At 67.7% G+C, this 13,723-nt stretch carries 1 protein-coding gene; it reads right to left on the reverse strand.

Annotated features, from left to right (window positions below):
* Positions 1 to 16 precede the first annotated feature (16 nt).
* On the reverse strand, positions 17 to 13,366 hold the full coding sequence (locus tag A6A27_RS41795) for a toxin glutamine deamidase domain-containing protein (protein ID WP_143194461.1): 13,350 nt from the start codon (positions 13,364 to 13,366) through the stop codon (positions 17 to 19).
* Positions 13,367 to 13,723 lie beyond the last annotated feature (357 nt).

Here is a 13,723-nt window from a genome sequence, read left to right on the forward strand (position 1 = left end):
AGCCCATGGACAGCCGTTAACGAAGGGCTGAGGTTAGTGGTGGGGGTGGCGACAACGGGCCGGAACGACTACGCGCTTCTATCTGCTGCACAACATCTTGCAGCCTGCTTATCGCCTCCTTTATCGAGTTGGAGAAGTTCGCCGAGGGCGCTCCCCGATACCGTCGCAGTTTCCCGATGAGCGTTAGCATGTTCTGCTTGATGACGTCGAGGTCGTCTTGCCAGCCCGATTCCTCTCGACCAGCGACGAGTGGAATCCTTCCCAATATTCGAATGGTGGTTGCCAGGTTTTCTCGGCTGAGGAACGGCGAATCACTCAACTGCCCCTGCAGGGCAAGGACCAAATCGAACGCTGGCAAAACGGCTTTCACCAACGGATCATGCCAGATTTGGTTGACCATCGCCTTCCCACTTCGGTAGTGGGAGGCCAAATCACGAAGGTAAACAGCATCATCGTGCAGCTTCTCACTCGCGTCGGCAATCTCCGCGAAATGCTGCCTGAATTCTTCCGCGGTTACCTCAATCCCCCGGAATGCACGCAACTCCGACAGCAGCAGCGGCAGCGGGCGTCTACCGTCGTTCGTATCCAGCTGAGAGTAATCACTGGAGGAGCTATTTACGCCAAGCGCCTCGTATTGACTCAAAGACACGCCGGGCGATGGAATCAATGCGTTGTTGAGATAATCCTTGATGCGGAAGTCGGGGGTTTCTGGCCTGCGGACTTCCAGTCCAAGGATGTCGCCGACTTCCGAGATACCCTTGTTCTGCGCGGCGGCACGAACCATACGATGGTTCCAGTCAAGGTAGCGGCGCTCGAACAGCGGTGCGATTTCCTCAGCATTTTCCCCGAGGAATGTTTGCGAATCTTTCGACAGTTGCTCCCTGACCACTCGGAGCGGGTTCCTCAGAGCGACAGGGGTCCGGTTCTTGGCGAGTGTATCCTCAGAAGAGAAGAGATCGCTCACCACGGCAGCTACCTGCATGTACGTGAGGGCAACGAAACTACGGAGAGCGACAAACTCCTCGACATGAAGGAACAGCTCCAGGGCATATTTTTGAATTTCGTGACCAGTCGCCGACTTCAGAAATAGACCGCCTACAATATCACCGAAGGCCAGACCGCCCCTGAGAGGCCCTCGATCATGAATGGATGCGCGATCCTCGGAGAGCAACCACCCGAAAAGTTCGTACAGAGTGGCCAATGGCAGACCAACCGTGTATTGGACGTAGAGGTCATCCACGCGCCGGACGTTGGGGCTGAAAATTCTCATCCTGCGGCCAATGGCCGCAATCTCCCATCCTAGGCTGGAAAGATCGCTAAGCAGATTTCCTCCGGATTCTGCGCTATCGCGCGTCCAGATCGGGGCGCTGTCCAACCACCCCTTGATCCTACCGAAGGAGTTAAACCAGGAATCACGAGTCACGTGGCCGCCATCGCCGACAAGAGTGGCGATCGGGCGACCGCGGACTTCCACGATAAGTTTGACTACCCAACGGGAGCGAATCCCCCTAGGAACGTCGGAAAGGTCGTGGTACAGACGGCCGGTTTCCGTTTCCCAAAAGCCTCTCCTATCGACCACCAGCGCCAATCCGGGTCGTTCGGCCAGGACAGCCCCGAGGCGCACCCTGGCTATCGCGGGCGGCAGTCCGATAATCCAGAGGCCTTCCACCTCGGGGCCGGTCGCGCCGTGTCTGTGCAAGACGTTGTCGGGGTCGGAGAGCGCTTCGACGGTGCGGTCGACCGTCGTTCTCCGCAGGGCGTCCAGGCTGGACGACTTCCGCTCCGCCGGGTCGAACAGCGCGATCCTCGTACCGGGGTGGGCAGCCAAGGCGCCGACCCAATCCTCCGTAACGTTCGCGAAGCTGCCAGCCTGCAGCGGATCCAACCGCCGCACCCCACGACCGTCATCGACCCACAACCAGTACGTGTGCCGCGGCCCGGGAAGCCCTTCACGCTGCTGGGGCGGATCCTCCGACACCAGCACCATCGCCCCAGGGCTAGCCCGCAACTGGGTCTTCAATGCGTTCAGGTCAACATCCCGTACCGCAGTCAGCTCGCCGTTGAGCCCGGCCAATACTCGCGACAGATCAGTCGTCGTTAGATGACTGTCATCAACCGAGACGTTCGTGAACCGGCCATCATCCGTCAGCAACCCATACGCGGTCGAGACCAACGGCACACAAACCTCCGCAGAGGCCCGCACCAGCAAAGGCTCCACAACGCGAAGGAACTCCTCCAACCGCGCACGCCTGTGCACCAACCGCGCCCGCCCAGAGTCCGGAGTCATCCCCGGTTCGGCCAAAATCTTCCACGCCCGCTCCCGCACCACAGCCGCCAACTCGACCGCCGAAACAACCGCCAGCGTGTCCGAGCGTTGGGACAGGACATCGCCCGCCAGAACCTCGGCCGCCCACGCCTTCCCACTTGCGGTGCCCGCGGGTCCCGTCAGCTGCGTACCAGGCGTCATCGAACTACCGGCCGCGCGATGACCCTGCAGGTGCGGCCGGTACATGCCGTGGCGTGTGGTGGCGGGCGGGTCCAACAGCTGCTGCGGGGTTCGGTTAGCCGATGTGGTGGCCTGGGGTTGCGGGCCGGCCCACACCTCCGGTGGAGCGGGTCGCCCGTCCGGGGCGAGGAAAAGAACCTGGGTGTTCGGCAACGCGAGCCACGTCACCCGTTCATCTCGGGTGCCATTGGGGAGTGTGACCGGCTGCGGAACGGTCGAGGCCATCGGGTCGATCAGCGTAAGAACGCCCTGCGCGTCGGACAGGAGCCAGAACGCGTGGCTTTCTCGGTCCGGTGGCTGTACCGACACCAGCGCCATCGCACCCGGCCGCGCCTGCAACGCCGGCAGCAGTACGGCGCCATCAGCCTGGGTCAACGTGCCGTTCAACGCCTCCACCAGCGGGTGCAGGTCCGTCGGATCCTCCAACAAGTCACTGACCTGACGGTTCCCCGTCCGTGCGTGCATCGCGATGAACGCGCCCCAGGCGAGGGGGACACAATCGAGCAGCCCCGGTTCGTAGCCGCTGTCACGGTCCCGTGGCACAACGGCCATCCAGCCGACCAACCGGTCGATGGAGGGACCCGCCGCCGGTCCCGTGTCGTTGGCGATACGCACCGCTGCGAGGAGTTGTTCCCAAGCCCACGGGGACAACCGCCGGCCCACGCTCGACCACGCCAGCGGCCGACCCGCCGGCGGACTACCCGCCCCCGTCGTAGCGCCAACCGCAGGCGCCGCCCCCACAGCCGACAGGACGTTGGTACCCGTCAAAGACCCAGCAGCCCTGGACCCGGCCGATGCCGGTGGCTGCCCCGACGCCGCCGGCCTGGCTGGACGCCTACCAGGGGGGTTCTGCGACAGCTGGCGCAGCACATCCCAGGACGGAAGCGGCGGAACGATCACCTCGCGCACTGTCCACCACAGTCCTTGCTGCCGGGGTTGGCCGTCCGCCGGCCTCACCACCGGTACCCAAGGCAAACGGCGATCGGCCGCGCTCCGTGCCGCAGGTCCGGCCGACGCGACGCTCAGCTGGCCGCGCGGCTGAGCCGAATCCTGGATCGAACCGCCAGCCGGAGAACCGGGCAGCGCCCGCGGTTCGTCCCCCGAGGCCACCACGGCCCGATCGCCCGCGGTCCACGTCCGCGGGTCAGCCGCAACCGCCGGTGACCCCGCCGCCCTCGGCGCCACAGGTGGCCCACCGGCCGGCGCGGAACGGCCGCTGCCAGAAACGCCGCGCGGCGACGACGAGCGGGGGGCGTCTTCTGGGGGCGCGGGTACGTCGGCGGGGCGGGCGACGACGAACGTGTGCGGCTGGTCCCCCACCCACAGGGCGAAGTCGGCCGCGGGAATCTGAGCGACCGTACCGAGCTGCGGGTCGAAGACAACGTACCGGCCGTCCGCACACATCCAAGCGGCCCGGGCCTGCCCGTCGGGCGTGGCCAGCCAGATCCGGGTGCCCTCGGGCGGCACGTCCTGCGACAGCGTGTCAGTGGGCTCGATAACCAACCCCGGCAGGGCATCGGCCAGCTGTTGCCGGACGATACCCGCCTGTTCCGGTACCGCCCTCGCGGCCAGCTCCGATGCCCGCTGGCGTGCGAAAGGAGACAGGCCGTCGATGCTCACTGCCGACCCGGGAAGGTTTTGGTTCAGCCATCGATGCGCCAGGTACCCGGCGCCGGGGGCGGGTTGCCGCGGCGCCACCACCGGCTCGTCGGCACGGCTGTGGCCGGCTACCGGCTGCGGGAACAGCGGCAGGTCGGGGGTAGGCCGCGCGGCAGCGTCAACCGCCGCCTGACCGGGCGACACCGGGCGTGGGATATACGGCGGCGGCGGCGCCGGGCGTGGGATATACGGCGGCGGCGCAGCGGACGCGACAGCGCCATGTGCGACCAGCCAGGGCTGGTTGGGCACCGACAGGTCGAGTTGGGCGAGCTGACCCGCCGGCTCGGCGACCAGCCAGATCTGCTCCGGCAGGGCAGACTCCGGGACGACGATCTCTTCGGGTCCCAACTCCAGCAGGTAGAAACCGGACTCGATGCCCACCGCCAGGAGGAAGTGGAATCCCCCGCGCGGGCGCCGGGCCTGAACCAGGGTGACCGAGTTCGTGCCGAGCGCGAGGAGCTCGTCGCGGGTCGCTGGCATGAACCTGCCGCCGAGCATGGCGGCAACCCGGCCCGCACCGGTGCTGTCCAATCCGCCGGAACCGGTGCTGTCCGACCCGTCGGAGAAGACCGTGTCGAAGTCGAAACCCCCGTCGGAGGGGGTGCTGGTCGGGGGCCTCAGCTCCGCGAGCAGGCGGGCGGCCAGGTTGGCGCCGCCGTCCGCCGGGACGCCGACGGAGGGGGGCAACGTCGCCATCGCCCGCCTGATCGCCTCCTGCGGCGTGGCGACCGGCGCCGGCAGGATGAACTGCCAGGTGCGGGCGGTCTCCTGGCTGGCGACTGGCGTGGCGCCCCAGTCGCGTAGCGCGGCGAGGTCGAGGACTGTGTCCGGGGCGCCCTCGACCCGCAGCTGCCGTACGAACCGGGCCGGCACCATCAGGTCCACCTGCTCGACGGTCGGCTCACCCTCAGCTGGCAGGGAAATGACCAGCCGGGCACGAGTGAAAAAGTCGTCGAAGCCGCCCTGGCTCGGGTCGCCCGCCAAAGCGACCCGGACCCGCACAGGTGAACTACCGACCACGCCGGGTGCGTCCACCAATGCCCGGCGGATCACCAGCTCCGCCGGGTCGTCCGGCCCCGTGACCCGCCCGCCCCGCAGCCGCCGGACGGCGTCGCCGACGCCCATCAGGCCGCCGCCCTCACCCAGCCAGGCGTACACCTCGCCGACCGAATTCGCCTGGGCGTCTATACCTACTCCGGTAGCCCGCCACACGGTCCGGGTACGCGGTTCGGCGTTCCCGGTCTCCGGCGCGACGTCGTGCCGCCAGACCACCACCGCAGAGGTGGCGAGGTCGGCGACGAACCCGGGGACTTCGTCGGCGGTGCGGGAATGGGTCAACAGCACTACCGGCGGGCGACCGTCAGGGGTGGGAGCCAGTCGGGCACGATACTCGTCGGCGGTCAACCAGACATCGTCCGACAGCAGCCGGCGGCCGTCCCCGCTCAGCTTCCCCGACTCCTGCACCAGCCGGTCCAACATGGCGACCTGGGTCAGCAGATGGCCGAGGTGCCGCGATTCGTAGGCCACCCGGCCCACCAAGCCTTGGCCGATACTCCGCCAAAAGGTCCGGGTAGGGCCCTGCGGCCCGACCTCCTGGATGCGCGAGACCACCACAGCGGAGGTAGCAAGGCCGGTGACGAACGCGGGGGCTTCTTCGGTGGTGAGGGGATGGGCCAGCAGCACTACCGGCGGGCGACCGTCAGGGGTGGGAGCCAGCCGGTCACGGTACGCGTCGGCGGTCAACGAGCCGCCGTCCACTGCAGACTCTAGCTGGCTTCCGTCTACGCTCAGCTGCCCCGGCTCTACCACCAGCCTGCCCAACAGGGCGCCCGGTATGACCTCCTCCAACCTCTGTCGCCCCACGTCGTGTGGAATCCGTACCGCGGCCAGGACCACACCGTCAGCGCCACGGTAGCGGTTGACCCACACGTCCCAGTCGCGCTGGTAGGGGTCGTGAGGATCGTCGATATCGACGGCACGCAGCACGAACGCGGACACCGCGGGTTCCGTGTCGGTGGCCGGCAGTCGCAGTACGAACGCGGCCAGCCCGGCACCGAGCTGGACCGGCACTGACGCGGCAACGGCCGGGGCGACCTCCCGCAACCCCCACCACCGCAGACACCCGCGGGCGGCCTCCAACTGCTCCAGCACCGTGGCGTCGGCACGCACCGGCACCCGAACCCTGTCCAGCGTACCGGTGGTCAGCTCGACGGCGGCCCTGCGCCGGTAGGCGGACAGCCCCAATCCGTGGTCACCAGCCCGCTCCCCGACCAGCGCGGCCAGCACCTGGTCGGGGTAGTGCGATCTGCCGCCGGCTAGCCGCGTACGCACCTCGCGGTCCAGATCAATGGGGGGCGGGGTGTGGCCGCGTGCCACATCCAGAGCATCGGCCAACGACCACCGCGGCCCGAACAGCTCACTCACGCCCGGAGTCCCGACGTACCACGCGAACAAGCCAGCCGACCATCGGCCAACCACCACCCCGTGCGGCGTCGGCAGTCTGAGGATCGTCCGATCGTCGATCTCGGCCTGCACCGCTCTGGCCACCCGCTCGCTTATGGACACCTGCTCGCTCGGCTGCCCGTCGCCGCGCAGGTAGAGCACCAGCACCCGGCGCTGCGGCTCGGACCGCTCCCCGATCGTTAGCGCATCGTCGCCAGAAATTGCGTCGATCAGGTCAGGCACGCGCAGCACGGCCCGGGGCTCCCCGTCAGCGGCCAGGCCGCCCCCGGTGTGGTCAACGTAGCCAGTGACCACGACAGCGCCCTCGGGCACTGTCATACCGGCCACGACCGCCGCGAGCTCCTCGACGGACACTTCCACGCCACGGACCTCGGGCGGCGGCGGGACCAGCCACATCCCGTTGGGCAGGGGCCGCACCGAGCGAGACCTGTTGCCCTTGCCCGTGGAACCGGTGATCGCCTGGTACGACTCCAAGGAGCCGGGTCCCTCAGGAAGCCCGACAGGACCGACAGGACCGACAGGACCGGCAGGGCTGGAGGAGGACGGGGTCCCGATCTCGTCGAGCGGTCCGCTGCTCGGGCTCGTCCGCGCCACCACCCAGATTTGGGCCAGTGCGCGGGGCGACAGCAACGGCCGCCCGTCGTCGCCAGTGCGGACCGCGTCCACGTCGCGGACCCCGAGCAGCCGCAGCAACCGGCGCAACAACTCCGGCCCGTCCGGGCCGCTAGGACCGGCATCAGACGGCCCCACCCGTATGACATGGTGCACGTCTTGCCCGCCTTCGGCCGTACGGCCGGGACCAACCACATGCAGATGGAACTGGACGCCACCAGGCAGCAGGAAACGCTCGTTCACGGCGGCGACGGCCTGTACCGCCCGCCGCCGGACCGTGTCCACCACCTCCGGCGCGACGCCGTCCGGCTGCCAGTCCAGCCGCAGCCGCACAACCTGCACCGGTGTCTGCCTCGGTGGCTGTGGGGTGGACCCGGCCAAGTCGCGGTCGGTCCCGAGTTCGACGTGGTCGAAGGCGATCGGCTCATCCGGGTCAACGGCAAGGGCCACCCGACGGAAATCGGGAGACCCGATCGAGGCGAGGTCGACCTCCACGCCGCGCACCGGATCCAACGCCCACCACCAGCCAGGCGAGCGCGGATCATCCGCATCGGCGACAGTTAACGCCGGTACGAGGGACTGCCGTAGTTGCTGCGGTATCCATCGCCCGCGAGCCCCGTGCCACTCGATTCTGAGCTCCCCGTTCGTCCCGGTTGAGCTGGCAGTGATCGCGTCTCGCAGCGCCTCGCCGACGTCCCAGCCATTGGCCGGGTTCGGCGCTCCGACTTCATCGACGTATTCGAGCAGCCTATCCGCGTAGCGATCCGCCCAGTGGAGGAGCTCGTCACGCGCGTAGTCGGCCCGCTCCGAGCCTTCCGGCCCGACGATGACGAGCGAAGGAAGCGGCAGGCCTACGATCCGCAGGAAGACAGTGTGTGCGGCGAGCCCGTGGATGATTGTGTCGCTGAAGGGCCCTTCGATGATCGCGTCGCTGGCAGGCCCTTCGCCGACCGGGCGCCTCTCCGCGAGCTGAGCCGGCGTCCGCGCCGCGTCGCCCTCCGAGAACTCGGCCGTGTTCAAGACGATGCTCTGCTCGCCGTCGGACGAATCGCCGTCGGACACATCATCCCGGTAACCAGTGCGATCGACGACGATCGCGGCCGGGTCGTCGAGCGGCAAACGTCCGCTGAACGGGCTCACCCGAGGTTCGCCCGCGTCGCGGGTGACGTCGATCCAGAACAGCTCGCCGTTCTCGTTGCGGACCCCGCCGTAACCGCGCCGGCCGTCCGGCAGCCGGCCGGAGACATAGGCGGTGCTACCCGAGCCACGCAGCCGCAGGCTGTCGCCGATCTGATCCGCGCCGGCGGGCTGCCAGGGGCCGAACGCCGTCCACGGTGAGTCTTGCCCGACCGCGCTGTCGCCGCCGTAGAACGCCCGGCAGACCATATCGAGCCGTACAAGCCCGTTGTCGTCATCCTGCGCGGCACCCAGGATCGTGTCGACCCACGCCGCCAGCCGGTCGACGGGCATCGGGATCACCGGCTCAGGGCCGACGCGCGGCTGCCCCGACGGCTGCCCCGCGCCGACCAGCTCGGTCACGTCGACCGGTCCCCCCTGCCAGATGTACCGGAGCCAGCCGTCCGGCGACGCGAGCTCACCATTCGGCGTGACGCTCCAGGCGCCGGTCGGTGCGAGCACGTCCAGGTCGGGGTCGGACAGCGACCAGAGGACGCGTTGCGCGACCTGGTTGCCGGAGCCGGTGCCATGCACGAGCAGCCGCAACGACGGTGGGTGCTCCGGGTAGAGCATCTCGACCATCGAAGTAATAGCGGTCGCGAGCGCATTGGCTGGCAGGTCCGGTGCCGCCGCCACCGCGATCGTGATCCGGTCGGGCAGCGGTACGACCTCTACCACGCCCTCCGGCACCCGCCAGCCGGGCTGCTCTAGGACGAGGTGCGGGCCCCGCGAGGTGAGCCGGAAGCCGAGCGGCGTCGATTCCCTCACCAGCTCAGGGTCCTGAACAGGGCCCCATACAGGATCCTGGGCAGGGTCCACCGGCTGGTTGGTTACCGGAGCCGGCGAGGCAAGCTGAGCGAGCCCGTCATCGTCGGTGAAGGCGCCCCGGATCGGCTGCGGCTCAGCGGCGGAGCGGGACGGACCGTACGGTGTACCCGAGGACGCATCACGTTCCCGGTCCGGCTGCAGTAGTGCGGCAAGATTGCGCAGTTGGTCGTAGTCGTGGTGCCAGACGGCCAGGCCTATGAGCTGGCTTGCCCACTCGTCACGCAGTGGCGGGGGCAGCTGCGGCAGCGCCCATGCTATCTGCGCGGTGAGGCTGGACAGGTCAACGTTGTTCCAGGCTAATCCGGCGGCCATTGCGATGAACGCTTCCGCTATGCCCGCGGGCGTGTCCGCGGTTGCCAATGCCAGGCAGGCCAGGTCATACAGCAGTACGGGGTCGTCCTCGGCGAAGGAGCCGAAGAGTACGCGTCTGCGGCCGTCGAGGCTGTCCTCCTGCAGCAGTTCATAACCGAGGTCGGCATGGTCACTGCCGGCGAGACTCAGGAGCGTGGCGTGTAGCTGTGGCTGCGGGTCACCCGGTTTGTCGTTGACCATCTGTGCGAGCCTGGCCCTGCTGCCGTCGCTGAGCAGAACGTCGCGACGCTGGTTGAGCAGAGCGCGTGACTCGTCCCAGTTGTTGGCGCTCAGCCAGGACTCCAGCGACTGCCCGACCGGGTCTTCTTCGGCGAAAGAACCGGCATCAGATGACCCTTCATCTGCCGATTCATCCACCGAACCGGTAACGGCCTCCGACTGCCCTGCTGGTTCGGGTTCGTGGTCAGCGCCCACTAGGACGTGCTGGTTGTTATCGCTGCCTGGTGTTGATGGCGTGATCTTGATGCCGTTGGTCAGCGCCACGAACTGGATCCGTGCCACATCTGCGGGTACCCGAGCCGGGGTGCCCGACTGCCCATCCAGCAGCGCCACCCCATCCTGATGGCGTACTGCGTTGAACACATGTGACAGCTGTCCGCCTGGACGCGACAACACCACCAGGCCCCGCGCGCCTACCGGCGCCACCCACATCGCCGCCACGAACGCCTCCACGTTCGCCACCGTCGCGAACCTGGCGTTGGCATAGTTCTCCAGAAACTCCAACCCCACCGGCTTTTCTGGCGGAACCTGATGGCCGACATCTTCCTGCAGCGACAGGTCCGTCCCGATCGCGGCCAACACACAGTTGGTGGTCCAATCCCCACCAATGTCACGCCACGGGTTCACCTGCCCCAACCACGGATACGCCCGCTTGATCGCCTCGGCCGACAATACCTGCGGCTCGTTATCGAAGAACGTGACCTCAGGCCCGGTGGTCACCGACGCGTCACCGACAAGCTGCACATCGGATTCGGGTGACGACGCTGCGGGGGCCAAGCTCTCCTGGTGGCCGGTATCGAGTTTGAGGGCCGGCTGCAGTAGTGCGGGAAGGTCACGCAGCGGGCCGTGGTTGTCGTGCCGGACGGCCAGCCTTGTGAGCTGTTCGGCCCACTCGCGGCGCAGTTGTGGGGGCAGGGCCGGCAGCAGCTGTGGCAACTGACCGATATGCCCGGACATGTCCTGGTTACCCCAGGCTAGTGCGGCGACCTGCGCGATGAACCCGTCTACTTTGCCCGCTGACGTGCTGCTGCCGGCTAACCGTGCCAGGACGCCCAAGCAATACAGCAGTACGGGGTCGTCCTCGGCGAAGGAGTGGAAGAGCATATTCCTACGCTGGTCGACGCTTTCCTCCTGCAGCAGGCGGTAACCGAGGTCGACACGGTTGATCTCGGCGAGACGCAGGAGTATGGAGTGTGCGAACAGCCAATTTGCCCGGTGCGGCTCACTCTTGATCATCTTCTCGAGCTGGGACTGGCTCACGGGTTGGAGCAGGTCGCCGCGATGCTGTTCGAGTAGTTGCTGTGAGTACCAGATGCCGGCGTTCAGCCAGACCTGCAGGGACTGCAGGACCTGCTCGTCCGAGGGCGGGTTCTGGTCCGCCTGCGGCTTGTGCTGGGCCTGGCCGTCCCAGAGGTTGCGGAAGCCGTCATACATCGCCTCTTCGGCGTAGGTGGCCTTGACCGGGTTCGCCGGGGCGGGATGCACCTGCGACGGATCCGGACCAAACAGCGTCGCCATCAACGGCGCCAGCAGAGGCTGCGTGGCGCGCACCCAGTCGGCCCCGTTGTTGTGGGACTGGCCGGTGCTGGCATCAGTGCCGTGGTTGGTGCCCAGGTAGGCGTTGCAGACCTGGGCGAAGAACTCCTGGTCGTCCGCGTGGGCGTAGGGGATCTCCTCATTGCCGTCGAAGTCGATGCGGGGGCCGTCCGGCGTGTCCGCGTCCGGGTCCAGGAGATTGACGTAGAAGGCGAGCAGGATCAGCCGCTGGTCGGCGCCCGAGAGCCCGTGCAGGTGGATCGCGTGCGCGAATTCATGGGTGGCGATGGAGGAGCCGTCCTCGCTGCGGAGCGTATCTCCGATCGTGGTGTCCCCGCCGAGCAGGTCCTCCTCCGGCACTGCATAGACGCGGCCGTAACCCGCCCCACGTATCGTGTCCCAGCTACGTCCACCCCCCGCCACACCGCCGGCGATTTGACCCTTCGAGCTGCGGAACGGCCCCACGTCGGTCAGCGAGACGTCCTTGGGGATCACGACCACCCGGACGCCGTTGGTTAACACACGCCGCGCCGTGTCGGCGTCCTGAAGCATCCAAGCCACCAGGGCCCGGGCCTCCCGACCCGCCGAGACGGGCTGATGCGTCCGGCCGTCGACGGAGACCATGAGCCAGGCGGCGGCGGTGGCGAACTCGCCAGGCGACAGCCTGTCCTTCAGCCCGTCGATGAACGCTGTGTTCCCCGCGAGCCAGTAGCGGTGTTCCGGCTTGAGCGAGCCCAGGGCCTGGGCGCGCTCATCCGGCGACATGCCCAGCAAATTGTCGACCAGCTGAGCATCTTGCGGATCAACAGGCTCGATATCGGTCGAATCGACGTACTTATGCGGTGGCGGGGCAGGAAGGTCTTTGACCCACCGCTCAGCCAGACGGCTGAGCTGGCCAGCCCACTCGCGGCGCTGGGGCTTCGGCAGGTTCGGCAGCACCTTTCGTAGCCGCTCGGTTATCGCGGGCATCTCAGCCCGGTTGCCGCTAGTCCAACCATCCACGATCGCCTGTGCGATGATCCCGTCCGCTTCGCCCGCTGGCGTATCCGCGGTTGCCGCTGCCAGGACACCCAGGCCATACAGCAGGACGGGGTCGGCCGTGGTGAAGGAGCCGAAAAGCACACGCCTACGACCATCGGGGCTGCTCTCCTGCAGCAGGCGGTAACCGATGTCGGCACGGTTTAACCCAGCGAGATCCAGGAGCACGGCGTGTACGAGTAGGCCCGGGTTTTTGGTGAGCTCCTCCTCTAACAGGGCCATGCTGGCGGGGCTGAGCAGGACGTCACGATGCTGTTCGAATAGTTGCTGTGACTCGGCCGAGTTTAGGGCGACGTTCAGCCAGGACTGCAGGACCTGCTCGGCCGAGGGCGGTGCCCCAATAGGGGCCTCAAGCCCGGGGAATACGCCGGGTTGGCGTGGGCCGATGGGCGGATCGAGCAGCGCATCGAGCAGACGACCATACCGGCTTGAGGCGGTCGGCCTGCCGAGTAGTCCGGCGATCGTTGTCGGCCGGCCGCCCGGGTCGAGCAGCAGAACCCGGGTGGTCGGCAAGCTCAGCTGCTGGGCCCACCAATCCACCCCACCCTCGCCCAGAACACTGACGGCGGTGTGCGGGGCGGTAGCCGAACGGTCGAAGGCACCCGGCACCTGCGTGTCAACCCAACGCGCAATAACAACGCCGGAGCGGTCATCGGCCACCAGCCAGAACACATGCGCACGCTGGCCGTCAGGCTGCGCTACGACCAACGCCATAACGCCAGGATTCTTGGTGACCGCATCCCACACGATCGCCGAATCCCCAACCGGCTCAGCCACCCCGTCAAGGGCAAACAGCAAACCAGGCAGGCCGGTCAGCGCACGGTCATCAATGACACGGTTGGCCCGACGTCCATGCATAGCGGCGAACGCCGCCGCCGCACGCGGCACACAGTCAACAGCCGGACCGGCGACAACCTCACCGTCCACCACCGTGTTCTCGCTGACCCAGTCAGCCAAACCAGCCAACGAACCACGCCTACCGGTATGCACGGCCCCGTCACGGGCTACGGCCTCAACAAGCTGGGCTGCCTCGCCCGGACCCGCCCCGTGCAGCCCCGCCCACCCCGAAAGCAGGAACAGCGTCCGCCACCGGCGCGACACCCGACCAGTCACCGGATACGGCAGAACACCCAGATCCGCCCGAACACCCGCCTCAACCGCCCGCCGCACCGTCACGCTGGTAGACAACCTGGCCGGCCGGACAACGAACCCGCTGCCCGGCCGGCCAGGTCGCCCACCAGCCACAACCTTCCTACCACCAACCGCTGCCTCCCCTGCCGCGCCCTCCTCCCCTGCCGCGCCCTCCGCCCTTGC

The sequence above is a fragment of the Micromonospora sp. CB01531 genome (assembly GCF_001905095.1).
Lineage (GTDB): Bacteria > Actinomycetota > Actinomycetes > Mycobacteriales > Micromonosporaceae > Micromonospora.